The organism is Variovorax paradoxus (assembly GCA_016806145.1).
In the GTDB taxonomy this organism is placed as follows: domain Bacteria; phylum Pseudomonadota; class Gammaproteobacteria; order Burkholderiales; family Burkholderiaceae_C; genus Variovorax.
Genome location: CP063167.1, coordinates 1,968,005 through 1,992,978 on the forward strand (window position 1 = coordinate 1,968,005; position 24,974 = coordinate 1,992,978).

At 70.4% G+C, this 24,974-nt stretch carries 26 protein-coding genes and 1 pseudogene; 9 read left to right on the top strand and 18 right to left on the bottom strand.

Translation table 11 applies throughout. The features are described 5' to 3' along the window. The first annotated feature begins 45 nt into the window (after positions 1–45). From INQ48_40305 to INQ48_40315, 3 genes and pseudogenes are all read left to right on the top strand, one after another. Positions 46–486: a hypothetical protein gene (locus INQ48_40305; GenBank protein ID QRF63181.1), complete on the top strand. Its 441-nt coding sequence runs from the start codon at positions 46–48 to the stop codon at positions 484–486. A 109-nt stretch (positions 487–595) separates the two neighbouring features. Beyond that, positions 596–916 (top strand): hypothetical protein, encoded by a 321-nt coding sequence (locus tag INQ48_40310; GenBank protein ID QRF61614.1) that lies wholly within the window; start codon positions 596–598, stop codon positions 914–916. Continuing rightward, positions 900–1,620: pseudogene (locus INQ48_40315) on the top strand (Fic family protein). The gene INQ48_40310 and the pseudogene INQ48_40315 overlap by 17 nt, the downstream one beginning before the upstream one ends. A gap of 128 nt (positions 1,621–1,748) precedes the next feature. On the opposite strand, the gene INQ48_40320 reads toward INQ48_40315, so the two are convergent. Then, on the bottom strand, positions 1,749–3,260 hold the full coding sequence (locus tag INQ48_40320; GenBank protein QRF61615.1) for a CoA-acylating methylmalonate-semialdehyde dehydrogenase: 1,512 nt from the start codon (positions 3,258–3,260) through the stop codon (positions 1,749–1,751). Positions 3,261–3,396: 136 nt separating this feature from the next. On the opposite strand from INQ48_40320, the gene INQ48_40325 reads away from it, so the two are divergent. The 3 genes from INQ48_40325 to INQ48_40335 are packed head-to-tail and all read left to right on the top strand — an operon-like array spanning position 3,397 to position 8,190. Beyond that, on the top strand, positions 3,397–4,341 hold the full coding sequence (locus INQ48_40325; protein ID QRF61616.1) for a LysR family transcriptional regulator: 945 nt from the start codon (positions 3,397–3,399) through the stop codon (positions 4,339–4,341). A gap of 58 nt (positions 4,342–4,399) precedes the next feature. Next, positions 4,400–5,533: a DNA repair exonuclease gene (locus INQ48_40330; GenBank protein ID QRF61617.1), complete on the top strand. Its 1,134-nt coding sequence runs from the start codon at positions 4,400–4,402 to the stop codon at positions 5,531–5,533. Then, positions 5,530–8,190 (top strand): AAA family ATPase, encoded by a 2,661-nt coding sequence (locus tag INQ48_40335; GenBank protein QRF61618.1) that lies wholly within the window; start codon positions 5,530–5,532, stop codon positions 8,188–8,190. Before INQ48_40330 ends, INQ48_40335 begins: the two co-directional genes overlap by 4 nt. Positions 8,191–8,211: 21 nt before the next feature. Here the strand turns inward: INQ48_40335 and INQ48_40340 are convergent, their stop codons facing one another. The 4 genes from INQ48_40340 to INQ48_40355 form a co-directional block, all read right to left on the bottom strand. After that, on the bottom strand, positions 8,212–8,448 hold the full coding sequence (locus INQ48_40340; protein ID QRF61619.1) for a hypothetical protein: 237 nt from the start codon (positions 8,446–8,448) through the stop codon (positions 8,212–8,214). Between the two features lie 115 nt (positions 8,449–8,563). Continuing rightward, positions 8,564–8,884, bottom strand: a complete 321-nt coding sequence (locus INQ48_40345; GenBank protein QRF61620.1) for a QacE family quaternary ammonium compound efflux SMR transporter — start codon at positions 8,882–8,884, stop codon at positions 8,564–8,566. Positions 8,885–8,886: 2 nt separating this feature from the next. Then, positions 8,887–9,351: a carboxymuconolactone decarboxylase family protein gene (locus INQ48_40350; protein QRF61621.1), complete on the bottom strand. Its 465-nt coding sequence runs from the start codon at positions 9,349–9,351 to the stop codon at positions 8,887–8,889. Between the two features lie 119 nt (positions 9,352–9,470). Then, a complete protein-coding gene (locus tag INQ48_40355) occupies positions 9,471–10,889 on the bottom strand; it encodes a PLP-dependent aminotransferase family protein (GenBank protein ID QRF61622.1) in 1,419 nt (472 codons plus the stop codon). A 144-nt stretch (positions 10,890–11,033) separates the two neighbouring features. Between INQ48_40355 and INQ48_40360 the strand changes: the two genes are divergently transcribed. Then, a complete protein-coding gene (locus tag INQ48_40360) occupies positions 11,034–11,639 on the top strand; it encodes an NAD(P)H-dependent oxidoreductase (protein ID QRF61623.1) in 606 nt (201 codons plus the stop codon). 7 nt (positions 11,640–11,646) lie between these two features. Here INQ48_40360 and INQ48_40365 read toward each other — a convergent pair whose 3' ends face one another. The 9 genes from INQ48_40365 to INQ48_40405 form a co-directional block, all read right to left on the bottom strand. Further along, positions 11,647–12,429 carry a class II aldolase/adducin family protein gene (locus tag INQ48_40365; protein ID QRF63182.1) on the bottom strand — a complete coding sequence of 261 codons (783 nt, stop codon included), beginning with the start codon at positions 12,427–12,429 and terminating at the stop codon, positions 11,647–11,649. A gap of 53 nt (positions 12,430–12,482) precedes the next feature. Continuing rightward, the gene (locus tag INQ48_40370; GenBank protein QRF61624.1) at positions 12,483–13,451 is read right to left on the bottom strand and encodes a tripartite tricarboxylate transporter substrate binding protein; all 969 of its coding nucleotides are present in this window, start codon (positions 13,449–13,451) and stop codon (positions 12,483–12,485) included. A gap of 17 nt (positions 13,452–13,468) precedes the next feature. Next, a complete protein-coding gene (locus tag INQ48_40375) occupies positions 13,469–14,452 on the bottom strand; it encodes a hypothetical protein (protein QRF61625.1) in 984 nt (327 codons plus the stop codon). A gap of 82 nt (positions 14,453–14,534) precedes the next feature. Beyond that, complete coding sequence (locus INQ48_40380) at positions 14,535–14,729, bottom strand: hypothetical protein (protein QRF61626.1); 195 nt, start codon at positions 14,727–14,729, stop codon at positions 14,535–14,537. A gap of 9 nt (positions 14,730–14,738) precedes the next feature. Then, entirely contained in the window at positions 14,739–15,329 is a 591-nt protein-coding gene (locus INQ48_40385) for a 3-phenylpropionate/cinnamic acid dioxygenase subunit beta (protein ID QRF61627.1), read from the bottom strand. 26 nt (positions 15,330–15,355) lie between these two features. Then, on the bottom strand, positions 15,356–16,174 hold the full coding sequence (locus tag INQ48_40390; protein QRF63183.1) for an SDR family oxidoreductase: 819 nt from the start codon (positions 16,172–16,174) through the stop codon (positions 15,356–15,358). A gap of 11 nt (positions 16,175–16,185) precedes the next feature. Next, a complete protein-coding gene (locus INQ48_40395) occupies positions 16,186–17,550 on the bottom strand; it encodes an aromatic ring-hydroxylating dioxygenase subunit alpha (GenBank protein QRF61628.1) in 1,365 nt (454 codons plus the stop codon). A 53-nt stretch (positions 17,551–17,603) separates the two neighbouring features. Beyond that, positions 17,604–18,611 carry a 2Fe-2S iron-sulfur cluster binding domain-containing protein gene (locus tag INQ48_40400; protein QRF61629.1) on the bottom strand — a complete coding sequence of 336 codons (1,008 nt, stop codon included), beginning with the start codon at positions 18,609–18,611 and terminating at the stop codon, positions 17,604–17,606. Positions 18,612–18,634: 23 nt separating this feature from the next. Next, positions 18,635–19,624, bottom strand: a complete 990-nt coding sequence (locus tag INQ48_40405; GenBank protein ID QRF61630.1) for a tripartite tricarboxylate transporter substrate binding protein — start codon at positions 19,622–19,624, stop codon at positions 18,635–18,637. Between the two features lie 174 nt (positions 19,625–19,798). Here INQ48_40405 and INQ48_40410 point away from each other — a divergent pair, with 174 nt between their 5' ends. Together INQ48_40410 and INQ48_40415 are read left to right on the top strand one after the other, a co-directional pair. Next, a complete protein-coding gene (locus tag INQ48_40410; protein QRF61631.1) occupies positions 19,799–20,569 on the top strand; it encodes an IclR family transcriptional regulator in 771 nt (256 codons plus the stop codon). A gap of 59 nt (positions 20,570–20,628) precedes the next feature. Further along, on the top strand, positions 20,629–20,910 hold the full coding sequence (locus INQ48_40415; GenBank protein ID QRF61632.1) for a helix-turn-helix transcriptional regulator: 282 nt from the start codon (positions 20,629–20,631) through the stop codon (positions 20,908–20,910). Between the two features lie 42 nt (positions 20,911–20,952). Here the strand turns inward: INQ48_40415 and INQ48_40420 are convergent, their stop codons facing one another. The 4 genes from INQ48_40420 to INQ48_40435 are packed head-to-tail and all read right to left on the bottom strand — an operon-like array spanning position 20,953 to position 24,966. After that, complete coding sequence (locus INQ48_40420) at positions 20,953–21,318, bottom strand: VOC family protein (protein ID QRF63184.1); 366 nt, start codon at positions 21,316–21,318, stop codon at positions 20,953–20,955. A 43-nt stretch (positions 21,319–21,361) separates the two neighbouring features. Next, positions 21,362–22,834 carry an SRPBCC family protein gene (locus INQ48_40425; protein ID QRF61633.1) on the bottom strand — a complete coding sequence of 491 codons (1,473 nt, stop codon included), beginning with the start codon at positions 22,832–22,834 and terminating at the stop codon, positions 21,362–21,364. Next, complete coding sequence (locus INQ48_40430; GenBank protein ID QRF61634.1) at positions 22,834–23,274, bottom strand: SRPBCC family protein; 441 nt, start codon at positions 23,272–23,274, stop codon at positions 22,834–22,836. Before INQ48_40430 ends, INQ48_40425 begins: the two co-directional genes overlap by 1 nt. 3 nt (positions 23,275–23,277) lie before the next feature. Then, positions 23,278–24,966 (bottom strand): flotillin family protein, encoded by a 1,689-nt coding sequence (locus INQ48_40435; protein ID QRF61635.1) that lies wholly within the window; start codon positions 24,964–24,966, stop codon positions 23,278–23,280. Between the last annotated feature and the right edge of the window lie 8 nt (positions 24,967–24,974).

The following is a 24,974-nucleotide window of genomic DNA, read 5'->3' on the forward strand; positions in this document are numbered from 1 at the left end:
GGCCCGGTCGCGACAACGAGGAGCAAACGCGTGAGGCATTGGTGGCTGGCGGCGGGTCTTTCAGTGGCGGGCAGCCTGGCATGGGCGCAGCCCGCATGGTTCACCGTGGTCGGCGATCCGCTCGACAAGGCGGCCGACACGGTGCAGGTCGACCCCAACCGCATCGCGGCGACGCCGCCCGCGGAAGGCGAGGCCGCGCCCGAGAAGCCGCTGATCGAGATGAACGTGCGCGTGAACCGCTCGGGCCCGCGCTTCAACTGGGACCGCGTCCCCTACCGTTCGTACGAATCGCGCGTGGTCTTCGACTGCCACGCGAAGAGCGCGACCTATGTGCAGGCGCGTTTCTATGCGGAGCCGCTGTGGCGCGGCGAGCCGCACCAGGTCGCCGATTACAGCGCGGCGCCGAAGCCGATGCGCTTTCTCGACATGACGCCGAATCCGACGGCGCGGATCGTGCGGGCGGCTTGCCGGATGCGGGCGAGCTGAGTCGTGCTGGCTGCCCGTTCGTTAGCCGCATGTAAGTAGTTGATGCGATTGAGGTTTTCGAAGTAATTTTCGGGCGGAGTGACAAAATTCAGGCGACACTGACGCACCCATGAAACGCCAGAATCGCACGCACACGCCTTCGCGCGCGCACAAGGGACGCACGTTCCCTCGCGGTCTGGTGCTGCCTGTCAGCGGTGTCGAGGCCTTCGTCCGGAATCTCGCGCACGAGCTCGGTGTGCGCTACACCCGCACACCCGCCGATCAATGGGCGGACACGGTCACGCGGCTGGCGGGCGACGAGGTCCGCTCCGGCGATGTGCAGGACCTGCTTATTGCATTGAAGCGGGCGGGCAAGCTCTCCACCCAGGACATGGCCACCTTGCTGATCAATCACCTGCGTGAACAGAAGCAGCGTGTTCGATCCGTTTAAGGACTTCGACGAGCGGGGCTACCTCCGCAATCTCTACGCGGAGAAGGACCCGCAGATCGTCCAGGAACTCGAGCACCAGCTGTTTCGAGCCGGGCTCGATGAAGCGTTGGCATTCCTCGCGACGCGGCGGACCGTGGCCTACGCGGAGTTCCTGGAAGTCCACGGGATCCTGTTCTCGGCCTTCTATCCCTGGGCGGGGCAGGACCGGGCGACCACGGCGCCCGATTCGGCCGTCTCCAAGGGCGGCACCTGGTTCAGTCATCCGCGCGATGGAGGCTGGACTGCGCATGGCCGCGGACAAGCGGCAATTGCGGCAGCGGCCAGGGGAGGTCATGGGGCTGTTCGCCTATGGGCATCCGTTTCTGGACGGCAATGGGCGGACGATGCTCGTGATCCATAGCGAGCTGTGCCATCGCGCCGGTTTCTGCATCGAGTGGCACCGGACACGAAAGGCCGACTACCTTGCGGCACTGAGCGCGGAGATCGCGTCGCCGGGCAAGGGGATCCTCGATGCGTATCTGCTGGCGTTCGTGGGCGCGCCGCAGGAGCGGCACCTGTGGGGCGGCGCGATCGGTGGGCTGCCGGGTCTGAGCGGCCGCGGCATCGAGGACACCGTCGAAGGCGAATACGCCGATGAGCAGGTGTCGCAGAAGTACCGCGAGTTCGAGCAGCAACGGGACTACCGCATCGACCCCGACGTATGAAGCAGTCCCCATTCCGTCGTCGCCCCGTGCCATGACCGCCAATGCACGCAGCCGCCAACGGGTTCCCCCGCGGCGGCTGCATTGCCCCTCGAGGGGGCGCTCAACCAGCGAATGAAACGTCGAGCCGCTTACTTCGCCGTAGGCATCACGAACTCCGCCCCCTTCGGCGTGCTCTCGGGCCAGCGCTGCATGATCGACTTCTGCTTCGTGTAGAAGCGCACGCCTTCCTCGCCATAGGCGTGCATGTCGCCGAACAGCGAGCGCTTCCAGCCGCCGAAGCCGTGCCAGGCCATCGGCACCGGGATCGGCACGTTGATGCCGACCATGCCGACCTGGATGCGGCGGCCGAATTCGCGTGCCACGTTGCCGTCGCGGGTGAAGCAGCTCACGCCGTTGCCGAATTCGTGGGCATTGACGAGGTCGACGGCGTCCTTGAAGTTGGCGACGCGTACGCACGACAGCACCGGGCCGAAGATCTCTTCCTTGTAGATGCGCATCTCGGGCGTGACGTGGTCGAACAGGGTGCCGCCCATCCAGAAGCCGTCGTCGCAGCCCTTGCCGGCCTTGGCGCCGTCGAACTGGCGGCCATCGACCAGCAGCTTCGCGCCTTCCTTCTCGCCCTGGGCGATGTAGCCGGTGATGCGCTCGTGCGCGGCACGCGTGACGATCGGGCCCATCTCGGCCTCGAGGTTTTCGCCGTCGAGCACCTTCAGCGTCTTGGTGCGCTCGATCAACTTCGGCATGATCTTCTCGGCCGCGTCGCCCACCAGCACCGCCACGCTGATCGCCATGCAGCGTTCGCCGGCCGAGCCGTAGCCCGCACCGATCAGCGCGTCGACGGCCTGGTCGATGTCGGCGTCGGGCATCACCACCATGTGGTTCTTGGCGCCGCCCAGGGCCTGCACGCGCTTGCCGTGGCGTGCGCCGGTCTCGTAGATGTAGTTGGCGATCGGGGTCGAGCCCACGAAGCTGATGGCCTTGACGTCGGGATGCTCGAGCAGCGCGTCGACCGCGGCCTTGTCGCCCTGCACCACGTTGAACACGCCGTCGGGCAGACCGGCCTGCTTGAGCAGCTCGGCGATGCGCAGCGAGGGGCTCGGGTCGGTCGGGCTGGGCTTGAGGATGAAGGTGTTGCCCGCGGCGATCGCCACCGGGAACATCCACATCGGCACCATCACCGGGAAGTTGAACGGCGTGATGCCCGCGACCACGCCCAGCGGCTGGCGCAGGGTCCAGTTGTCGATGCCGGTCGAGACCTGGTCGGTGAAGTCGCCCTTGAGCAGCTGCGGAATGCCGCAGGCGAACTCGACGATGTCGATGCCGCGGCTGACTTCGCCCTGCGCGTCGGTGAACACCTTGCCGTGCTCGGCGGTGATCAGGTGGGCCAGCTCGTCCTTGTGCTGGTTGAGCAGCTCGAGGAACTTGAACATCACGCGGGCGCGGCGCAGCGGCGGCGTGTCGGCCCAGGCCGGGAAGGCGGCCTGCGCGGCGGCCACGGCGGCGGCGACCTGGCTGGCGTCGGCCAGGCCGGCGCGGCCGGTGACGGCGCCGGTGGCGGGGTTGGTCACGTCCTGCGTGCGGCCCGAGGTGTTGGCCACGGCCTGGCCGGCGATGTAATGGTCGATGGACTGGATGGGCATGGTGCGTGTCTCTCGTGTGGAAGGAGGCGGGGATGCGAAGGAATGCGGGGGGTCGAGGGCCAGTTTAGGCAGCGCGGTCGCCCTCGCCTAGACGCGAAGCTTGAACTTATTGTTTGCCATAGTGAACAATGGATCCATGAAGACCCAAAATATCGAGTCGCTCTGGACCCACCTGCACTGGCTCACGGTGCTGGCGCAGCAGGGCAGCTTCACGGCGGCGGCGCTGCGGCTCAACGTGAGCAAGGCGGCCATGAGCCAGCGCATCGCCGAGCTCGAGCGCGCGGCCGGCGCCTCGCTGGTGCAGCGCACCACGCGCAGCGTGCGGCTTACCGAGGCCGGCCAGCGGCTGGTGGAGGACATGCGCGGGCCCTTCGAACAGATCGCCCACAGCTTCGAGGGCGTGCGCGACCTGGCCGGCGTGCCGCGCGGGCTGGTGCGCGTCACCGCGCCGGTGGCGCTGGCGCGCCAGCAACTGGTGCCGCGGCTCGCGGCCTTCCTGCGCGCGCAGCCCGAGGTGCGCATCGAGCTCGACATGTCGGACCGCCTGAGTTCGCTCGCGATGGAGGGCTTCGACCTCGCGATCCGCCATACGGCCGCGCCGCCCGACACCCACGTTGCCTGGACCCTGTGCGACACCCGCTCGGTGCTGGTCGCGAGCCGCGCCTACCTGCGCCGCCGCGGCACGCCGCGCGAGCCGCAGGCGCTGGCCGGGCACGACTGCCTGCACTACCCACGCGCGCAGGAAACGCCGACCTGGCATTTCGAGGCGCGCGCCGCGGCCTCGAAGGCGGCGGTGCAGCGCATCACGGTGCCGGTGTCGGGACCGCTGGTGGCCAACAACAGCGAGGCGCTGCGCGACGCGGCCGTGAGCGGCCTGGGCATCGCGCTGGTGCCCGACTTCAGCGCGCAGTCGGCGCTGCAGTCGGGCAAGCTGCAGGAGGTGCTGCCGCAATGGCGCTCGGTCGGTGCCTTCGGCGAGAAGCTCTATGCGATCCGACCCTATGCCACCCATGTGCCGCGCGCCGTGGCCGTGTTCGTTGCCTGGCTGCGCGAGACCCTGGCCGAGGGCTTCGACGCGTGATCGAAGCACCGACAATGCAACGCCACGGCGCAGGCGCGCCGCACCTCCCTCTCTTCTCATGACACGTTTTCTCCACACGGCCGACTGGCAGATCGGCCGCCAGTTCGCGAGCTTCGACCCCGAGCACGCGCCGATCCTGGCCGAGGCGCGCATCGCCGTGGTCGAACGCCTCGCCGCGCTCGCGCTCGAGCACCGGGTCGACGCCGTGCTGGTCGCGGGCGACGTGTTCGATGCCCAGACCGTGTCCGAGCGCACGCTGCGCCGGCTGTTCAATGCACTCGCCGCCTATTCCGGCCCCTGGCTGCTGATCCCCGGCAACCACGACGCCGCACTGGCCGAGAGCGTGTGGACGCGCGCGCAGCGCCTGGGCGCGGTGCCGGCCCACGTGCACCTGCTGCTCGCGCCCGAGCTGCGCCTGTTCGAGGCCCAGGGCTTCGCGGTGCTGCCCGCGCCGCTCGCGCAGCGCCACACCTACAACGACCTCACGGCCTGGTTCGACGAGGCCGACACGCCCGCGGGCCTGCTGCGCATCGGCCTCGCGCACGGCAGCGTGCAGGGCCTGCTGTCGGAGGACATCGATTCGGCCAACCCGATCGCGCCCGAGCGCGCGGCGAGCGCGCGGCTCGACTACCTCGCGCTCGGCGACTGGCACGGCTGCAAGCGCATCGACGCGCGCACCTGGTACGCGGGCACGCCCGAGCCCGACCGCTTCAAGGACAACGGCTCGGGCCAGGCGCTGCTGGTCGAGATCGATGCGCCCGCTGCCGAGCCGCGCGTCACGCAGCTCCAGGTCGGCCGCTTCCGCTGGCAGGCCATCGCCGGCGTGCTGCAGGTCGCGACCGACGCCGATGCGCTCGAAGCGCAGCTCGAGGGGCTCGATGCGAACGACGTGGTCGACCTGCGCGTGCAGGGTCGCATCGACCTCGCGGGGTTGCAGCGGCTGCAGGCCGCGATCGGCCGCGCGGAGGCACGCGCGCGCCACCTGCAGGCCGACCTGTCGGCGCTGCGGCTCGAGCCCACCGACGAGGACATCGCCGGCCTGCGCGCCGACGGCTACCTCGGCGAGGTGATGCAGGAACTGCGCGAGGCCCAGGCCGGCGCGGACCCGGCGCAGGCGCGCATCGCGCAGGACGCGCTGGCGCTGCTCGCGGCCGAACTCGCGCGCGGCGCGGCGGAGGGAGCCCGGCCATGAAGCTGCAGATCACCCGCATGCGCGTCGAGCAGCTGCGGCGCTTTCGCGCGCCGTTCGAACTCGACGGCTTCGAGCCCGGCCTCAACATCGTCGCGGCCGCCAACGAGGCCGGCAAGAGCACGCTGGTGCGCGCCATCCGCGCGGCCTTCTTCGAGCGCCACCGTTCCACCCAGGTCGAGGACCTGCGCCCCTGGGGCGAGGGCACGGGCGCCGCGCCGCAGGTCGAGCTCGACTTCCTGCTCGACGGCCAGCCGCACCGGCTGATGAAGAGCTTCCTCGCGAAAAAGCGCTGCGTGCTCGATGCCGGCGCGCGCAGCCTCGAGGGCACCGAGGCCGAGGACCACCTGGCGCAGCTGTTCGGTTTTTCGTTCGCGGCCAAGGGCGCGAGCCGGCCCGAGAACTGGGGCATTCCGGGGCTGCTGTGGGTGGAACAGGGACGCGGCCAGGAGCTCGACGTGAGCCATGCGCGCGACCACCTGCACGATGCGCTGCGCGACCCGGCCGGCGATGCCGCGGCGCCGCTCGCCGCGAGCGGCGGCGATGCGCTGCTCGACAGCCTGCGCGCTCAGCGCGACGAACTGCTGACCTCGACCGGCAAGCCGCGCGCCGCCTATGCCGAGGTCATCGAGCAGGCCGCCGCGCTGCAGGCGCAGCGCGCCGCGCTCGATGCGCAGATCACCAGCTACCGCGAGCAGGTCGACCAGCTCGCGCTGATGCGCCAGCAGCACCAGGCCGACGAGACGGCCCGGCCCTGGGACGCGCTGCGCGAGGAACTGCAGGCCGCGCAGACGCGCAACGAGTCACTGCAGGCCGGCCAGGCGCAACTGCTTGGCGACCGCGCGCGGCTGCGGCAGTTGCAGGAGACGCGCGACCTGCTCGCCAAGGCGCTCGAAGGCCTGGCGCAACAGCAGGCGACCGCGCAGGCGCGCGAGCGGGCCGCCGAGGAGGCCGAACGCCAGTTGCGCGAGAGCGACGAGGCCGTGGCCCAGGCGCGCACGCAGGCCGACGCGGCGCAACGGCGCGTCGATGCCGCGCGCGAGGCCTGGCGCGCGGCAAGCCAGGAAGCGCAGCGGCGCGGCCTGCAGCAGCAATTGCAGCAGGCCCAGGCCGAGGTCGCGCGCCATGCCGAGAACCTCGCGCGCGCCGAGGAAGCGCAGGAGCGGCTCGCGGCCCTGCGCGCCACGGCTGCCTCCACACCGGCGATCCAGCCGGCCGAGCTCGACCGGCTGCTCAAGCTCGAACGCGCCGAGCGCGATGCCGACCTGCGCCGCCAGGCTGTCGCCACGCGATTGCAGTTCGTGCTGCCCGAAGGCCAGGCGCTGCGCCTGCAGGCGCGCGGCGAAAGCCACGAGCTGCGCGCCGAGGGCGAACGGCTCGTCGACGCGCCCGCCACGCTGCACCTGCCCGGCGGCGGGCAACTGATCATCACGCCCGGCGGCAACGACCTCGCGGGCCTGGCGCGCCAGCATGCCGATGCGCGCGAGGCGCTGCAGGCGGCGCTGCGCTCGCTCGGCGTGGACGAGGTCGCGCAGGCCCAGGCGCGGCAGCGCGCCGCGGCCGACCTCGAGGCCCAGACCCGGCTCGCGCAGCAGGCGCTGGCGATCGTCGCGCCGCGCGCATCATCGACGCTGCGCGGCGAGCATGCCCAGGCGCAGGCACGCCATGCGGGCGCGCAGGCCGCGCTCGAACGGCTGCCCGCGCCGCCCGCGGGCGAGCCGCCGTCGATCGAGGAGGCCGAGGCCGCGCAGGAAGCCGCCCTGGCGGCCGAGCAGGCGCTGCGCAAGACCCTGGGCGAGGCGCAGCGCCGCCAGTCGGCCGCGCAGGGCGCGAGCGAGGCAGCGCGGCGCGAACTGGCCGCGGCCCAGGCCACGCTGGCCGACCCGGGCCGCCAGCAGCGCCAGGCGCAGGCCAACCAGCAACTGCTGGCCGCGAGCGCCGAGGCCGATGCCCTGGCCGCGCGCATCGAGCTCACCGAGACCGAGTTGCAGGCCGCGCGGCCCGACATCGTGCTGCAGGACATCGAGCGGCTGCGGCGCAGCATCGAGCAACTGATGCGCGGCCACCAGCAGCGGCGCGAACAGCTGCTGGTGCTGGAGAGCGGCCTGCAGCAGGCCGGCGCCCAGGGCCTCGAGGAACAGCGCGAGGCGCTGGCCGGCCAGCTCGCGCAGGCGCAGCGCCGGCAGGCCGACCTGCAGCGCCGTGCCGAGGCGCTGTCGCTGCTGTGCCGCAAGCTCGAGCAGAAGCGGCAGGCCACGCTGACCCGACTGCAGGCACCGCTGCAGGCGCGCATGCAGCACTACCTGCCGTTGCTGATGCCCGGCGCCACGGTGGAGATGGATGCGGGGCTCGCGCCCGCCACGCTCACGCGCGCGCGCCTGGGTGGCGCGGTGGAGAGCGGTCAGTTGCAGGAATTGAGCTTCGGCGCGCGCGAGCAGCTGCGGCTCATCAGCCGCTTCGCCTATGCCGACCTGCTGCAGGAGGCGGGCCGTCCGACCCTGCTGATCCTCGACGACGCGCTGGTGCACAGCGATGCGCCGCGCCTGGCGCAGATGAAGCGCGTGCTGTTCGATGCGGCGCAGCGGCACCAGGTGCTGCTGTTCACCTGCCATCCCGAGGACTGGCGCGATATGGGGGTAGCACTGCGGCCGCTGGCCTGAGCGGGCCGGGCCCGGCTGGCCTTACTTCGCCAGCCCGACCGGCATGCTCGCCAGCGAAATCTCTTCGGGTTGCGTCTGCACCGACACGGCCGACGCGGGTGACTGCGCCACGGCCGCCCGCTCGCGCTGCACCGCGAGGTAGAGGCAGGCCATGGTGACGACCACCACCACCAGCGACACGAGCACGGTCCATGTGGCGAGCGAAGCCTCCTTGTGGCCGCCGCCATCCGCGATCCAGTTCTTTTGCGCCACAGCCATTTGGGAACCTCCAGGAATATGGCCGCAATGATCGCGAGGGGCGCCGGGGAGGGCACGTCGGACGGCGCCGATGGCGCATGTAACTGGATGCCTCCTGCGGCTGGCGGCGGCCTGCTCAATCGGTGGCGACCAGCTTGAGCCCGATCACGCCCGCGAGGATCAGGCCGATGCACAGCAGCCGCAGCGGCGCCGCCGAATCGCCGAGCGCGAGCACGCCGACGATCGCGGTGCCCGCCGCGCCGATGCCGGTCCAGACCGCGTAGCCGGTGCCCATGGGCAGGGTGCGCATCGAGAACGACAGCAGCACCACGCTCGACAGCCCCGTGGCGACCGTGAACAGGGCCGGCACCAGCCGCGTGAAGCCCTCGGAGGACTTCATCGCGAAGGCGAAGGCGATCTCCAGCAGCCCGGCGATGCCGAGCAGGGTCCAGGCCACGCTCAGGCCTTGGCGGCGGCCGCGGCTGCCGCCGGCGTGGCGCGGAAGGTCACGCCGAGGCGGTTGAAGGCGTTCATCAGGCCGATGGCATAGGTCAGGTCGACCAGTTCCTTCTCGCTGAATTCGGCGCTGGCGGCCTGGTAGTCGGCATCGGGCACGCCGGTGTCGGCCACGCGCGTCACCGATTCCGACCAGGCCAGCGCTGCGCGTTCGCGCGCGCTGAACACGGCGCCGGCCTCGTGCCACACCGGCACCAGCACCAGCTTGTCGACGGCGAGGCCGCCCTTGAGCAGGTCGCGCGAATGCATGTCGATGCAGTAGGCGCAGCCGTTGATCTGCGAGACGCGCAGGTAGACGAGGTCGACCAGTTCCTTGGGCAGGCCGCTCTTCTGGAGCGCGGCGTACACCCCGCCGAAGGCCTTGTAGCCTTCGGGCGAAACCTTGGCGTAGTCGATGCGATGGGTCATGACGGATCCTCTGGAAGCAATGTGCGTTGAATGAAGAACCGTATGGTGCTCCGGCTTGGTCTACTTCAGAAGAGCCATGATTGGCCTTGCGTTCTAGGCCATGATCCGGCCTAGGCGCTTCACATCAACGGCAGGATCCGGCGTGCGAGCCTCTCGGCCGTGGCGGTGGAATCGATGTTCGTGAAGGCCACCATCAGCGCGGGCGCGATGTCCCGGTCGACGGCCCAGTCGCTCAGCGCCTCCGCGAACAGGCCTTCCTCGCGCATGCGCGCGACCAGCCTGCGGTCGGAGCGCCGGCCCTGCAGCCGCAGGATCAGGTGCATGCCGCCGGGCTGTTCGTCGATGCGCACCTTGGCGCCGAGCACGCGCTCGAGGCCGATGCGGGTCGCGTCGCGGCGCTCGGCATAGAGCCTGCGCATGCGCTGGATGTGGCGCGCGAAATGCCCTTCGGCGATGAAGTCGGCGACGATGGCCTGCGTGAGCTGCGGGCTGCCGCCCGCGAACATGGCCTGGGTCCGTTCGAAGCGCTCGACCTGCGCCTCGGGCACGACGAGGTAGGCCAGCCGCAGGCTCGGAAACAGCACCTTGCTGAAGGTGCCGGCATAGATCACGCGGCCGTCGCGGTCCAGGCTCTTGAGCGCGGGCAGCGGACGGCTGGCATAGCGGTACTCGCCGTCGTAGTCGTCCTCGACGATCCACGACTGGTTGCGCCGGGCCCAGTCGAGCAGCGCGAGCCGGCGCGGCAGCGACAGCGAGACGCACAGCGGGCTCTGGTGTGCGGGCGTGACCACCGCGGCACGCGCCTTCGGGGCCAGCCGCAGGCCCTCGGCCACCACCAAGCCCTCGGCGTCCACCGGCACCGCCACGCCCGCCAGACGCATCGCGGCCAGCAGTTCGCGCGTGGGCGGATAGCCAGGGTTCTCGAACCACACGCGGTCGGCGGGCTTGAGCAGCGCCTGCGCGACCAGCTCGAGCGTGTGGCGGTAGCCCGAGGTGAGGAAGACCTGCGAGGGCGCGCAGTCGATGCCGCGCGACACATGCAGATAGGCGGCGATCCCGGCGCGCAGCGCGGGCAGGCCCGGCACGGCCGGATGCGTCATGTCGATCGGCTGCATCGCGCGCGCGGCGCGTGCGCCAAGCCGTGCCCAGATCTTGCGCGGAAAGACGTCGAGCGCGGGCAGGCCCATCTGGAACGGCAGGATCGAATCGGGCCGGAAGCTCGGCGTGTAGGGGGTTGCCGCCACCGGCTGCTCGCGCGCGACCGGCATGCGCGGGCGCAGGCTCGGCGACACCATCGTGCCCGCCTGTCCGCGCGCCTGGATGTAGCCCTCGGCCGCGAGCAGGCCGTAGGCGGCATCGATGGTGCCGCGCGCCAGGCCGAGTTCCTGCGTGAGCGCGCGCGCCGAGGGGATGCGGTCGCCGGGGTTCAGCGTGCCGCTCGCGATCGCGTTGCGGAAGCGCCCGTAGATCTGCCGGTAGTAGGGCTCCGGCGACTTCGGGTCCAGCGGCGAGAGATGGGCGAGGGTCCCTGCGGCCATGGCGTGCTCGAGGAGAGAGGAAGGTGCGCGGGATCGTAGCACCGGGCCATCGATCATGGCCCATTCGAGAAGTCGATTCATGGCTCTTCATGGCAGGCCATGCAATTCCTAGAATCGCCGGCATCACATCATGGGGAGCGAACGATGAACATCCTGCACCTGGACTGCAGCCCGCGCGGGCAAGACTCCGAGAGCCGCCGGCTCTCGCACGGGATCGTCGAACACCTTCGCAGGCAGGCGCCCGCGGCGCGGCTCGTGCGGCGCGCGATCGGCGACGGCGGCCTCGCGCACATCGACGCCAACTACGCGCTTGGACAGCATTCGGCCACGGCCGAGGTCGCGCCGCGGGGCGCGGTCGCGACTTCCGATGTCCTGATCGAGGAACTCGAGAAGGCCGACGTGGTGGTCATCGGCACGCCGATGCACAACCTGAGCCTGCCCTCGGTGCTCAAGGCCTGGATCGACCACGTGGTGCGCGCGCGCCGCACCTTTCGCATGACGCCCGAAGGCAAGGTCGGCATGCTGCGCGACCGGCCCGTGTTCATCGCGATCGCCTCGGGTGGCCGCTTCTCGGGCGAGCGCGCGCGGCAGCCCGATTTCCTCACGCCCTACCTGCGCGCGATCCTCGGCAGCATCGGGCTCACCGAGTTGCACTTCTTCTCGGTGCAGGGCACGGGACTGGGCGAAACGGCCGTGGCCGAGGCGAGGTCCGCTGCGGACCTTGCGCTCGCGGCGCACTTCGGGAACTAACCCGGGCTCAGGCGAACATCGCGCGCGAGATGCCAGCGCGCCGCAGCATGGCCTCGAACACCAGCCGGTTGACGGGGCCGCGCCCCGCGACGCGCGTGGCCGGCACGGTCTCGAGGATCTCGGCGGGAATGGCGCGGTTGGCTCCGCGGCCGGCATCGGACGCGAGCTGGATCTCGCAGGCGCGCTGCAGGGTCCACAGCCGGTTGAAGGCGGTCGGGATGTCGGGACCCGCGGTCAGCAGCCCGTGGTTGCGCAGGATCAGGTGGTTGGCCTGGCCGAGCGAGCGCACCAGCCGCGGCTGCTCGTCGAGGTTCGTGGTCACGCCCTCGTAGTCGTGGTAGGCCACGTCGCCGTACATCATCGCGCTGTAGAAGTTGTCGTGGCGCAGGCCCTCTTCCTTCGACGCGACGGCGCAGCCCGCGGTGGTGTGCACGTGCATGACGCAGTGCGCATCGGGCCGCGCGGCATGCACCGCGCTGTGGATCACGAAGCCCGCCTTGTTGACGGTGTAGGCGCTCTCGCTTTGCGAGTTGCCGCCGATGTCGGTGCAGATCAGATTCTGCGGCGTGACCTCGGCGTAGTGCAGGCCGAAGGGGTTGATCAGGTAGCGCGCTTCCGATCCCTCGCCGGCCTCGTCCACGCGCAGCGTGATGTGGTTGAAGATCAGCTCGGTCCAGCCGAGGTGGTCGAACAGCCGGTAGCAGCAGGCCAGGTCGAGCCGGGCAGTCCATTCGGCGGCCGGCATGCCGGCCGGCGCGGGGGGAGCGGGTGGGGCCGAGGCCGCATCCATCGTCATTCGTGTGTCTCCTGGGTTCTTCGTTCGGATCGTGAGGGGTGTGCCGGTCAGTCGACGGTGGCGCCGGTGGACTTGATGACGCGGCCCCAGCGGTCCACTTCCTTGTCGATCCAGCGCGAGAAATCCTCGGGCGAGCCGGCCACCACGTCGAATTCCAGCTCCCGGAGTTTCGCGCTGATCTCGGGCGAGCGCACGATCTTCACGATCTCGGCATTGAGCCGGTCGATCACGGGCCGCGGCGTGCCGCCGGGCGCGAGGAAGCCGACCCATGAGGTGGCGACGAAATCGGGGTAGCCCGACTCGACCATCGTTGGCACCTCGGGCACGTTCGCGAAGCGCTTGTCGCCCGTGGTTGCGATCACACGCAGCCGGCCGTCCTTGACGAACTGCTGCACGTTGCCCGGCACCAGGAAGGCGCTCTGCACGTTGCCGGCCACCAGGTCGACCAGCGCCGGCCCCGCGCCCTTGTACGGCACGTGCGTGATGTCGACCTGCGCGGCCGACTTCAGCATCTCCATCGTGAGGTGCGAGGCGCTGCCCACCGCCACCGAGGCATACGACAGCCCGCCCTTGCGCGCCTTGGCCAGCGCCACGAACTCGGCTGGCGTCTTCGCGGGCAGGTCGGCATTGACCACGAGGTACTGCGGCGAGGTCACGGCCAGCGTGATCGGCGCGAGGTCCTTGCGCGGATCGAAGGGCATCTTGCGGAACAGCGTGGCGTTGATCGCGATCGGCCCGTTGTAGCCCACCAGCAGCGTGTGGCCGTCGGGCGGCGACTTGGCGACGTAGTCGGCGCCGATGTTGCCGCCCGCGCCGGGCCGGTTCTCGACGATCACCGGCTGGCCCAGTGCCTCCTGCAGCTTCGGCTGCACCAGCCGCGCCACCGTGTCGTTGGTGCTGCCGGTGATCGGCACGATGATGCGCACCGGCTTGGTGGGCGCCCAGGGCGCGGCGGTGCTGGCACCGGCCAGCACGGCCAGGCCGAGCAGGCTCGCGAGCTTCTTGATGCGGTTCATGGCGTCTCCTTGGCGGGCTACTTCTGCGGCGCGGGAATGGAGGCGATCACGCCCGCCCACTTGTCCGACTCGGCATGGATGAAGCTCTTGAAGCCGGCCGGACCGAGGTAGCGCGGTTCGGCCGCGAGGCCGACGATCTGCGACTGCACCTCGGGCTTGGCGACCACGGCCTGGATCGCGCCCGCGAGCTTCTCGATCGCCTCGGGCGGTGCCTTGGCGGGCGCGAACAGGCCCATCCACGCGGTGGCCGAGTAGCCGGGCACGCCGCCCTCGGCGAGGGTCGGAATCTCGGGCGCCACCGCGCTGCGCGTGGCGCTGGTCACGCCGAGCGCCACCAGCGCGCCGCTCTTGATGTGCGGATAGGCCGAGGTCAGGTCGACCACCGCCACCGGCAACTGGCCGCCGAGCAGGTCGGTCACCGCGGGGCCGCTGCCGCGGTAGGGCACGGCGACCAGCTTGAGCTTCGCCATGCTGGCCAGCAGTTCGCCCGCGAGGTGCTGCGCCGTGTACTGGCCGGTGGTGCCGTAGCTCGTTCCCTCGGGCGTGGCGCGCGCCTTCTCGATGAAGCCGCGCAGGTCGCGCAACCCGGTCTTCGCGCCGGCCACCAGCACCAGCGGGATGTCGGCCACCTTCGCGACCGGCGCGAGCTGCTCCTGCGGCTTGAGCGGCGCGGCATCGGGCAGGTTCGGATTGACCACGATCGCGCCGGTGGCGCCCATGCCGATGGTGTAGCCGTCGGGCGCGGACTTCGCCACGCCGATCAGGCCGGTGGCGCCGCCGCCGCCGGGCTTGTTGTCGACCACCACGGGCTGGCCGAGCGAGGCCGAGAGCTCGCGCCCGACGATGCGCGCGATGCCGTCGGCCGAGGCGCCGGGCGCGAAGGGCACGACCAGCGTCACCGGTTTGGAGGGAAAGGGCTGCGCCGTGGCGGCGAAGGCGCAAAGCGCGAGGGCGGCGCTCGCGAGCGCACGCGCGTTGAAGCGCGTCGAAAGGATCTTCATGGGGCTTGTCTCCGTGGGTTCTGGATGTCGTCGGCGGACGGCCGGGCTTCGACGGCCCGGTCCTGCCCGCCGCGTGTCGATGTCAGTCGGGCGCGAGGTCCTTGATGTCCTCGCAATGGATCAGCTCTTCGTCGCCCGCGGCGAAGTCGCCGCGCGGCGCGCTCAGGATGCGCAGCTGCACCCAGATGCCGTCGCCCATGTTCTCGACGATCTCGCCGATGGCGCCGCTGCGCAGTTCGAGCCGGCGGCCCGGCTCGAGGTGCATGATGTTCAGCATGGGCGGGCCTCAGAAGAACATGGTGAGGTTCTTGGCCAGCAGCACGTTCTGGCCGAGCCGGATCTCGCGCCGCGCGAGCTGCCACCGGCCGTCCACGCGCCGCAGCACGTCGCTGCGCTTGCCGGCGAAGTAGTACTCCTCGTGCTCGCAGCGGTTCTGGTAGATCAGGAAGCCGCTGAGCACCGACACCTCCTGCTGGCCGGCCGCGTTCTCTTCGATCGCGGTGAGTTGCACGTTGGTGACGAGGCGGCACAGCCGCGACAGCGGCTCCTCGGCCCAGTGCACGCCGGTGAGGATCTGCTCGGCGCGCTTGGTCAGGGTCCACTTGCCCTCGTTGAACCAGCTCATGTCCTTCTCGTAGCGGGTCTTCTCACGCGTCTCGTGCTGGCCGAACTTGACGTTGAACATCATCGGCATGAAGTACACGAGGTCCTCGGCCAGCGTGTCCAGCCATTCGCGAAAGCGTCGCTGGTCGAGCATCTCGGCCTCGTCGTAGAGGAACTCCTCGATCTCGCGCTTGAGTTCGTAGTAGCGCGCGTCGCGCGGCGGCCTCGGCGGCGGGCTGGCGACGGCGGTCGGTTCGGTGAGGGTCTCGGTCATCGATGCGTCCTTCGTGGGAGATGCGGTCAGGAATTCGGTGCGGGCGGGATCGGTCCGCCCTGGTTCGCGAAGCAGCCGACGTCGACCACCGTGCCCGAGACGGTGGCGGCGTCGTCGGACAGCAGGAAGGCCACGGCGTTGGCCAGGTCGCGCCCGGTGGCCGGGCGGCCCGCCACCGTGCCCGCGACCTTGCGGCCCGCGAACAGCGCGGCGTCGCCGCCCACGCGGCCCACGCTCATGCCCGAGACGATGCCGCCGCCGCCGGGAATCGCGAGGTTCACGCGGATGCGCTGGTGGAAGTGGTCGTAGGCCATCGCGGTGGTGAGCGCGAGCACCGCGCCCTTGCTGGCCGCGTAGGCCGCCATGTTGGGCTTGCCGTGGCCGGCGCCCGAGCCGATGTTGACGATCGAGCCGCCGCCCTGCGCGGCCATCGCCGGGATGACGGCGCGCGAGGCGAGGTACACGCCCTTCACGTTGACGGCCAGGATGCGGTCGAACATCTCCTCGCTGGTGTCGAGCACCGTGCCGAGCGGGCCGATGGCGGCGTTGTTGACCAGGCCGTCGATGCGGCCGAAGCGCGACAGCGCGCGTTCGACCACGCGCTCGACGTCGGCGGCGCTGGAGACATCGGCCTCGAGCACCTCGATGCGCTCCGCGAGGCCCGCGGCCTCGGCCGCGGCGCGCACGCCCTCGAGGCCCTGCGCGGTGCTCGAGACCTGCGGCTGCGCGAGCCCGAAGGCCAGCACGCGGTGGCCGCGCCGGGCCAGTTCGAGCGCGATGGCTTCGCCGAGGCCGAAGGTGCCGCCGGTGACGAGGGTGACGGGCTGGTGCGCCATGCCTGCCATTTCTGCGGCCGTCATCCGGCGAAGCTCGCCGCGCCGGTGTCGTGGCGGCCCAGCAGCGTGTCCCAGTCGGCGCCGTCCATGTAGTCGCGCCAGCGGCGGTAGAACTGGCGCGGGTTCTCCTCGCTGACCTGCAGGCTCACGTTGCCGGGCACCGGGCCCTCGGTCGTGACCTTGCCCATCGACTGCTGGTAGTTGTAGGGATAGCGCTTGGCGATGGTGCCGCGGCTGCCGGCGGTGGCGTAGTTCCAGTTCTCCATGTCGTCCTGCTCGGTCATGCCGGCCGGGCCCGAATAGCGCATGTAGTAGGTGCGCAGGAAGTCCTTCACCTCCTGCGGCGCGTCGGCGTCGACCAGGAAGAAGCGCCAGGCCTCGGTCGACTCCGGACCGTTGGGATGCCACACGCAGAGGTTGCGCGGCTGCTTGCCGTGGAACGAGGTGTTCGGATAGATGGTGCCGACGAAGGGCACCAGCCGGTTCTTCTCGGCGCCGAGCCGGCGCTTGCGCTCCTCGTGGCAATGGCGGAAGTACTCGGCGATCACCGGGTTGTTCTTGTAGGTGTCGACGAAGGGCGTGTCTTCCGGCAGCAGCGCGCTGTGCACGCCGTGGCCGGCGGGGAAGTTCACCCACAGGTGCTGCGCGTACTCGAGCTCGTTGTCGCGCCGGCCCTTCACGCCGACCTCGGCGCTCGGGCCGATGCCGATCAGGTCGACCGAGCGGTGGCTCACGTTGTGATAGGTGTCGCCGAGGAAATTCTCGGCCGCGAATTTCCAGTTGCAGGGGATCACCCATTTCTGCACGCCCACCAGCACTTCGGAGCCGCCCTCGCGGCCGTCGCGGCAGTCGAGCGCGAGGTCGAGGTGCGCGCGCGCGTCGCCCAGGTAGGTGAGGAAGTCGGGCGCGTCCTTGTCCCAGGTGGCCCACACCGTGCCCTTGTAGATCGCGAGCTGCGCGACCTCGATCAGCGACCAGTTCTCCTTCTCGAGGCAGCCGTCGTAGATGGCCTTGAACTGCGGCACGCCGAACAGCTTGCCCTCGGTGGTGTAGCTCCAGCTGTGATAGGGGCAGGTGAAGAGCTGCGTGTTGCCGTGGTCGTACTGGCACACCTTCATGCCGCGGTGGCGGCAGGAGTTGAGGAACACGTGCACCTTGTTCTTCTTGTCGCGCGTGAGGATCACCGACTCCGCGCCCATGCGCGAGGTGAAGTAGTCGCCGGGCTTGGGGATCTGGCTCTCGTGGCCCACGAAGAGCCAGGCGCGCGTGAACACCTTCTCGAGCTCTTCCTCGTAGACGTCCTTGCTCGAGAAAATCTCGCGGCTGATCGTGCCCTGCTTGAGGTCGACCATCCGGTGATAGACCATCGGTGTCGTCGTCGTCATTCGTTGCGTCCTTGTCGTCGTGTGCGTCGGGTGGGGAATCGGAGAGCGGCGCTTCAGTTGAAGCGTTCGCAGAGCATGTCGGCGCGGGCCAGGCCGGCCGAGGCCGCGGCGCTGCGGCCGGCCTCGACCATCGGCGGCGGGCCGCACAGGTAGATGCGCGTGGCGGGATCGAGCGCGAGCGTGCCGATCAGGTCGGTGGCATAGCCGCCGTGGCAGGCGTCGCCGGGCTCGGCCTCGGCGGCCAGCCGTACCTCGAGCGCCGGTAGCCGTTGCTTGAACTGTTCGATGCGCTCGAGCGCGAACAGGTGGGCGCCGCTGCGCACGCCGAGCAGCAGCGTGGTCGGCTGCATCGCCGCGCCTTCGCGCGCAGCGATCGCCTCGAGCATCGAGAGGAAGGGCGCGAGCCCGGTGCCGCCGGCCACGAACAGGCGCGGCCGCGGTTCCTGGCGCAGGAAGAAGCTGCCGCGCGGCTCGCTGAGTTCGAGCGTGGCGCCGACCGTGGCCGACTGCGCGAGCCAGCTCGAGAAGGCGCCGCCATCGACCAGCCGCACGTAGAACACCAGCGTGCTGTCGCCCGAGGCATTGGCCATCGAATAGGAGCGCCAGGCCTCGCTGCCCGCGGCGCGCAGGCGCACGTACTGGCCGGGCTGGAAGCTCACGGGTGCATCGACGCGGACCTCGAGCCGCATCGTCTCGAGCGCCACGCGCTCGAGCGCGCTGACCGTGCCTTCGATCGGCGGCGGTTCCTCGGCCGTGGCCTCGGAGAGGTCGTAGGGCAGCTCGATCACGCAGTCTTGCGCCGTGACGCGCGAGACGCAGCACAAGGTGGCGCCGTCCGCGCGGTCGGCATCGGGCAGCACGGCGCGGTCGTAGTCGCCGAGTTCGACGCTGCCGCAGACCAGCTGCGCGGTGCAGGTGCCGCACTGGCCATTGCTGCAGTCGGTGAGCAGATTGAGCCCGGCCTCGGCGGCCGCGGCCACGACGGTGTCGCCGGGATTCGCGTCGACGCGGCGCGTGCCGCCATCGGCGAAGAGCAGGGTGATCGCGACGCTGGCGCTCATCGGTGGCTCCTTCGGTGCGCCGGTCAGTCGACCTTGAGGTTGGCGTTCTTCGCGAGCGCGGTCCAGCGCGCGATGTCGGTGGCGATCTGCCTGCCGAAGGCCGCGCTGTCGACATGGCCCGGCTCCATGCCGAGGGCCTGCAGTTTCTTCACGGTGTCGGGCTCGGCCAGCACCTCCTTGAGCGCGGCGCGGATGCGGTCCGCCACCTCGGTGGGCGTGCCCGCGGGCGCCACCAGGCCGGTCCAGATCGGCACGTCGTAGCCGGGCGTGCCCGACTCGGCGATGGTCGGCACATGCGGCAGCACGCTCGAGCGCTTCGCGGTCGTCACGGCCACGGCCTTGAGCCGGCCGGCCTGGATCTGCGGCAGCACGGCCGCGATGTCGAGGAAGCCGAGGTCGACCTCGTTGCCCAGCAGCGCGGTGATGACCGGACCGGTGCCCTTGTAGTTGACGTGCGTGAACTTCGCGCCGCCCTCGCTCGTGTAGAGCTCGGCCGCGAGCTGGAACGAGGACGAGGCCACGCCGTGGTTGAGGCCGCCGGCCGGCGCCTTGGCCGCGAGCGCCTTCAGCTCGGCCATGGTCTTGGCGCTCGACGCGGCGTTGGTCGTCACCACCAGCGGGAACGAGCCCAGCAGCGCCACCGGCTGGAAGTCCTTGACCGGGTCATAGGGCAGCTTGCCGTAGACCGCCGGGTTCACCGTCATCGCGCCCGACGAGGCCACGAACAGCGTGTAGCCGTCCGCCGGCGCCTTGGCCACCAGCTCGGCCGCAATGATCGAGTTGGCGCCCGCGCGGTTGTCGACCACGAAGGACTGCTTGAGCCGCTCCGAGAGCTTGACCGAGATCAGCCGGGCCAGGATGTCGTTGGTGCCGCCGGGTGCGAAGCCGACCACCACGCGCACCGGCTTGTCGGGATAGGCGGCCTGCGCGGGCGCGGCCAGGGCTGCAAGAAAGAGGGCGGCGGCCGCCAGCAGAGAGCGGCCGCGGAGGCGAGAAGGGGTGGCGGGGTTCATCGTGTCTCCAATCGCTTGTCGGTGCTGTTGTCCGTTGTGTGGACTGTGAGCTCATTATACGGACAAGATTCGATCGCGCAATCGGGTCGCGTCGGCGCGTCCGCGCGGCGCGGGGGAGGGGATCGGGCGGGAAGCGAAAATGCCGCGATGCAAAGCGACAACACAGGAGGGGCCATGGAGCCGAAGGAGAAGAACTCGGAGAACGTGCGCGCGGTCAACCGCGCCCTCGACATCCTTCTGGCGTTCACCAAGGACGACGCCGAGCTCACCGCCGGCGAGCTGCTGCAGCGCGTGGACCTGAGCCGGCCCACGCTCTACCGCATCCTCTACACGCTCGAGACCAAGGGCTTCATCGTCTCGGTCGGCGACCCGCAGCGTTTCCGCCTCGGGCCCTCGGTGGCGCGGCTGTCGCATGTGTGGACCGAGACGCTGGACCTGTCGGCGCTGGCCGAATCGATCATGCGCGGGCTGTGGAGCGAGACCCGCGAGACCGTCGCGATGTTCGTGGCGCAGGGCGAGATGCGCCTGTGCCTGGCCGAGATGCCGAGCCCGCAGCCGCTGAACTTCAAGCGCGGCGTCGGCTACACCGAGCGCATCGCCCGCGGCGCCAGCGGCCGCGCGATCCTGGCCTTCATGCCCGGGGCCGATGAACGGCTCGAGCAATACACCAAAGACCTGAAGATCGACCTCAAGAAGCTGCGCGCCGAACTCGATCGCACGCGCGAGCGCGGCTATGCCGTCAGCCGCGACGAGCTGATCGAAGGCGCCGTCGCCGTGGCCGCGCCGTTCTACAACGGCCGCGGCGTCGCGGGATCGATCGGCATCTTCGGCCCGGCCGCGCGCATCGGCGAGGGGCATGTGGACGCGCTGGGGCGGCAGGTGGTCGCGGCTTGCGCGCGGCTGTCGCAGGCGTTGGGGGTGAAGGGGGCGGGGGAGGCTCCGTAGTCCCAGCTACTTCCGGTGAGTGTCCTGGTTAAAGGACATTCGCCGAACTTCTTCGAAGGATGTGGCGTATGCAGGACAAGATTCGGCTGCCTGTCGAACTCGGCCAAGCCGTTCGGCGCGCGCGAAAGGAAAGGCGCCTGAAGGCGACCGACATTGCCGCGCACTCGGGCAGGGCACGCAATGTCCTCTATCGTCTGGAGCAGGGTGAGGACATCACCGTCCGCTCGTTGTTCGACATCCTGCGCGCCATGGATCTCACGATCCGCCTCGAGCACCTGGGCATGCCGACGCTGGAGGAGGTTGCGCGGCGCTTCGGGCAGGACGAGGACGATGCTTCCTGAAGCTGTCGGGCACTTCGATTTCGGAATCGCGTGCGAGTGGCCTTAAAGCGTCTCCCCCGGATCGAAATCCAGCTCCACCTTCGCCCCGTTCGGATCGTGGCAGAACAGCTGCCAGGTCCCCGCGCCCGCCTGCTGCCGCAGTTCGTACTTCACGCCCGCGGCGTCGAAGCGCGCTTTCACCGTGCGCAGGTCCTGCGCCGTGAAGGCCATGTGGTCGATCACGCCGGTGCGCTGCGCGGGCACGGGGCGGCCGAAGTACAGGTGCAGCACGGCCTGCGGCCCGCTGCCGTAGAGCCAGGCCCCCGGAAAGCCGAGGTCGGGCCGGTGGCCCACGCGCAGGCCGAGCAGGCCGGTGTAGAAGTCCAGCGTCTGGCGCTCGTCTTCCGCGGTGACGGTGAAGTGGTTCATGCCGACGATCACTGGCGTTCTCCTTGCATGGTGTTAACAGGCCCTAGGCCAGCAGAACCAATGCGCCGATGCTGGCGCGCGATTCGAGGCGTTCATGGGCGCGCGCCGCGGCATCGAGCGCGAAGCGTTCGATCGGCGGCTTGCGGATGGCGCCGCTGGCGAGCGCATCCCACAGGCGCTGCGCGCGCTCGGCCAGTTGCGCGGGCGTGGCGACGTAGTCGAACACCACGGGCCGCGAGAAGCTCAGCGACTTGGCGATCAGCAGGTCGGGCGGCAGCGCGGCCAGCGCGCCGCTGGCCTGGCCGAGGCTGATCCAGTGGCCGCGGCGCGCGAGCGCCGCATGGTTCTCGGCGCGCGCGGCCTCGCCGAGGCCGTCGACCAGCACGTCGACGCCGCCGCAGGCGCGCTGCACCGCATCGGCGAAGCGGTAGTCGCGCGTGACGATCACGTGCTCGCAGCCATGGTCGCGCGCGACGCGCGCCTTCTCCTCGCTCGAGACGGTGCCCACCACCACCGCGCCGAGGCTGCGTGCCCAGGAACACAGCAGCAGGCCGACACCGCCGGCGGCGGCATGCACGAGGATGCGCGTGCCGCGCTGCACGCGGCCGAGGTCGCGCAGCAGGTAGTCGGCCGTGAGGCCCTTGAGCAGCAGCGCCGCGGCCTCGTCGTCCTCGACGGCCGCGGGCAGCCGCACCACCCAGTCCGCGGGCACCGAGCGCACGCTGCGGTAGGCGCCGGGCACGGGCCCGAGGTAGGCCACGCGGTCGCCGGGAAAGAGGCCGCTGACGCCGGGGCCGACATCGATCACGCTGCCGGCCGCCTCCATGCCGGGCACGCCGGGCGCGCCCTCCGACACCGGCAGCATCGACGGCATCCAGCCGCGGCGCAGGTAGACGTCGAGGAAGTTCACGCCGATCGCGCGCTGGCGGATGCGCACCTCGCCCTCGGCAGGCGCCGCCGCTTCGTCGTCGCGCGGCCGCAGGACCTCGGGGCCGCCATAGGCTTCGAGGCCCATGCTGCGCCGCGGCAGCGCGAGCGCGGCCGAAGCGGCGATGCCCGCGGATGACGTGGGTGCACCACGCTCCAGGTAGCGCCGCAGGTTCGCGAACCCCGCCTCGTAGACGCCGCGCGCCACCGTGTCGCGCAGCTCGCGCTCGCGGCCCGGCGGCGTGGCGAAGGTCGATTCCCAATGCCAGAAGGTGCGGTTGCCGTCGGTCACGGGCTTCAGGGTGACGGTGGCCACGTAGCGCTGCAGCGGCAGTGTGGCCTCGACGATGCAGTAGGTGCTTTTGTTTTCGCTGTCCGACAGGCTCAGCAGCTGCTCGCGGATGCGGTTGCCGTCGCGCAGCGTGAAGCTGCGCACGCAGCCCACCTGGTCGCCGCGCTCGTCGCCCTCGATGCGGCTGGCCTCCACCACCTCGTGCCAGTCGGCATGGCTGTTGAAGTCGCGCAGCACCGCCCACACGCGCTCGATCGGCGCGTCGATGACGGTGGAGCGCACGACCCGCTGCAGCATCAGCGGCCTCCGAAGTGCCGCTTCAGCGCATCGAAGCCGCCCTGGAACACGCCCTCGCCGATCGAGTCGGCCAGCTCGCGCTCGCGGTGTTCCTCGCAGTCGAACTCGGCGCTCCATTCGGCGAAGCAGCGCCCGCCGTCGGTCACCGGCGTGAGCTTGAGCGTCGCCGTGTAGTGGCTCACGCCCATCGGGCTCTCGAGGATCTCGTAGCTGCAGCTGTAGTCGTAGTCCGAGAGCGCGAGCAGGCGTTCGCGGATCATGCCGCCGTCACGCAGGTGGAAATGGCGGATGCAGCCCACGCGGTCGGCCGGCTGGTTGTTCTCGATCCGGCAGTCGGCGATCAGCGGATGCCACTGCGGCAGGCCGTTGAAGTCGCGCACGCGCGCCCACACGTTGTCGGCGCTCGCGTCGATCACGCTCGAGACGTAGACGTTCACCATGCCTTATTCCTTGGGCGTGCCGGCGCCCAGCGCGGCACGCGCGCCGCTGCTCTCGTTGACCAGCTTCTGGATGTCGCCGCCCTCGATGCCGATCTCGCGCAGCAGCTGGTCGACCAGCGGCGCCTGGGCCCGGAAGCGCAGCGCGGAATTGACCAGTCCGTCGGCGAAGTTGCCGCCACCCTCGGCATTGCGCGCGCCGCCCGACGAACCGCCGAAGCCGTCGACCTGCAGGATCTTGATGCCCTCGATGCGCTCCATCGGCCGCACCGACTCGCGGATGATGCCCTCGGCCTTCTCCACCAGCCGCATGCGCAGGGCGGACATGCGCGCCTCGGGCGTGAGCATGTTGTGCGCCTCGTTCATCCAGCGTGCGGCCTCGGCCTCGATCTCGGCGCGCACGCGCGTGGCATCGGCGCGGATCTTCTCGGCGTCGGCATCGGCCTCGGCCTGGGCACGCAGCGCGGCGCCGCGGTGCGCGCTCGCGTCATGCTCGGCCTGGGCCGCGGAGGTCAGCCGCAGCGCCTCGCGCTCGGCGATCAGCGCGGCCGCGATCAGCTCGATGGTCTTCTTGCGCTCGGCGCTCTCGACCTCGCGTGCCGTGAACACCTTCTCCTCGGCCGTCACGGCCTGGGCGCGCGCGGCCTCGGCTTCGGCCTGGGCCTCGCTCTGCGCCTTGCTCTCGCGCGCCACGGCGATCGAGCGCTGCTGCTCGGCCAGCTCGAGCGAGGTGCGGCGCTCGAGCTCGGCGCTCTGGATCGCGCGCTCCTTGCCGATGCGCTCCTCCTCGATGGTCTGCTCCGAGCGGATGCGCGCGGCATCGATGCTCTGGCGCGCCGCGATCTGCGCACTCTCGGCATGCTGCTCGCGCTGCGCACGCTCGATCGCCACCTCGGCGCGCTGGCGCGAACGCGCCATCTCGACCTCGCGCTGCTGCGTCAGCCGCGCATGCTCGCTCTCGCGATCGATCTCCAGCGACAGCTTCTCGGCCTCGAGGTTCTTGTTGCGGATCGCGATCAGCGTGTCCTGCTCGACGTCGTTGCGCTGCTTCTTGCGGCGCTCGATCTGCTCGGTCAGCCGCGTCAGGCCCTCGGCGTCGAAGGCATTGCTGGGGTTGAAGAACTCCATGCCGGTCTGGTCGAGCTGCGTGAGCGAGGCGGCCTCGAGCTCCAGGCCGTTGTTGGTCAGGTCCTCGGCCACCGCCTCGCGCACCCGCTTGACGTAGGCGCCGCGCTTCTCGTGCAGCTCCTCCATCGTCATCTCGGCCGCGGCGGTGCGCAGCGCGTCGACGAACTTGCCCTCGACCAGTTCCTTGAGCTGCTCGGGCTCCATGGTGCGCAGGCCCAGCGTCTGCGCGGCCACCGCCACCGACTCGGCCCTGGCGGCCACGCGCACGTAGAACTCGGCGATCACGTCCACGCGCATGCGGTCCTTGGTGATCAGTGCCTTGTCGCGCCCGCGGCTGACCTCCAGCCGCAGCGTGTTCATGTTGACCGGGATCACGTCGTGCACGATCGGCAGCACGAAGGCGCCGCCGTCGAGCACCACCTTCTGCCCGCCGAGGCCGGTGCGCACGAAGGCGCGTTCCTTGGAGCTGCGCAGGTAGAGCCAGTGCAGCAGCCAGACGACGATCGCGACCGCGATCGCCACCACCAGCAGCCCGAGGATGAAACTTCCGAATTGAGAACCTGACATGGATGTCG

Bases quoted from the DNA above. Each gene is read 5' to 3' on its own strand.
- INQ48_40310 (QRF61614.1), top strand. From the start codon at position 596: ATGAAACGCCAGAATCGCACGCACACGCCTTCGCGCGCGCACAAGGGA.
- INQ48_40320 (QRF61615.1), bottom strand. From the start codon at position 3,260: ATGCCCATCCAGTCCATCGACCATTACATCGCCGGCCAGGCCGTGGCC.
- INQ48_40325 (QRF61616.1), top strand. From the start codon at position 3,397: ATGAAGACCCAAAATATCGAGTCGCTCTGGACCCACCTGCACTGGCTC.
- INQ48_40330 (QRF61617.1), top strand. From the start codon at position 4,400: ATGACACGTTTTCTCCACACGGCCGACTGGCAGATCGGCCGCCAGTTC.
- INQ48_40335 (QRF61618.1), top strand. From the start codon at position 5,530: ATGAAGCTGCAGATCACCCGCATGCGCGTCGAGCAGCTGCGGCGCTTT.
- INQ48_40340 (QRF61619.1), bottom strand. From the start codon at position 8,448: ATGGCTGTGGCGCAAAAGAACTGGATCGCGGATGGCGGCGGCCACAAG.
- INQ48_40350 (QRF61621.1), bottom strand. From the start codon at position 9,351: ATGACCCATCGCATCGACTACGCCAAGGTTTCGCCCGAAGGCTACAAG.
- INQ48_40355 (QRF61622.1), bottom strand. From the start codon at position 10,889: ATGGCCGCAGGGACCCTCGCCCATCTCTCGCCGCTGGACCCGAAGTCG.
- INQ48_40360 (QRF61623.1), top strand. From the start codon at position 11,034: ATGAACATCCTGCACCTGGACTGCAGCCCGCGCGGGCAAGACTCCGAG.
- INQ48_40365 (QRF63182.1), bottom strand. From the start codon at position 12,429: ATGGATGCGGCCTCGGCCCCACCCGCTCCCCCCGCGCCGGCCGGCATG.
- INQ48_40370 (QRF61624.1), bottom strand. From the start codon at position 13,451: ATGAACCGCATCAAGAAGCTCGCGAGCCTGCTCGGCCTGGCCGTGCTG.
- INQ48_40375 (QRF61625.1), bottom strand. From the start codon at position 14,452: ATGAAGATCCTTTCGACGCGCTTCAACGCGCGTGCGCTCGCGAGCGCC.
- INQ48_40380 (QRF61626.1), bottom strand. From the start codon at position 14,729: ATGCTGAACATCATGCACCTCGAGCCGGGCCGCCGGCTCGAACTGCGC.
- INQ48_40385 (QRF61627.1), bottom strand. From the start codon at position 15,329: ATGACCGAGACCCTCACCGAACCGACCGCCGTCGCCAGCCCGCCGCCG.
- INQ48_40390 (QRF63183.1), bottom strand. From the start codon at position 16,174: ATGGCAGGCATGGCGCACCAGCCCGTCACCCTCGTCACCGGCGGCACC.
- INQ48_40395 (QRF61628.1), bottom strand. From the start codon at position 17,550: ATGACGACGACGACACCGATGGTCTATCACCGGATGGTCGACCTCAAG.
- INQ48_40400 (QRF61629.1), bottom strand. From the start codon at position 18,611: ATGAGCGCCAGCGTCGCGATCACCCTGCTCTTCGCCGATGGCGGCACG.
- INQ48_40405 (QRF61630.1), bottom strand. From the start codon at position 19,624: ATGAACCCCGCCACCCCTTCTCGCCTCCGCGGCCGCTCTCTGCTGGCG.
- INQ48_40410 (QRF61631.1), top strand. From the start codon at position 19,799: ATGGAGCCGAAGGAGAAGAACTCGGAGAACGTGCGCGCGGTCAACCGC.
- INQ48_40415 (QRF61632.1), top strand. From the start codon at position 20,629: ATGTGGCGTATGCAGGACAAGATTCGGCTGCCTGTCGAACTCGGCCAA.
- INQ48_40420 (QRF63184.1), bottom strand. From the start codon at position 21,318: ATGAACCACTTCACCGTCACCGCGGAAGACGAGCGCCAGACGCTGGAC.
- INQ48_40425 (QRF61633.1), bottom strand. From the start codon at position 22,834: ATGCTGCAGCGGGTCGTGCGCTCCACCGTCATCGACGCGCCGATCGAG.
- INQ48_40430 (QRF61634.1), bottom strand. From the start codon at position 23,274: ATGGTGAACGTCTACGTCTCGAGCGTGATCGACGCGAGCGCCGACAAC.
- INQ48_40435 (QRF61635.1), bottom strand. From the start codon at position 24,966: ATGTCAGGTTCTCAATTCGGAAGTTTCATCCTCGGGCTGCTGGTGGTG.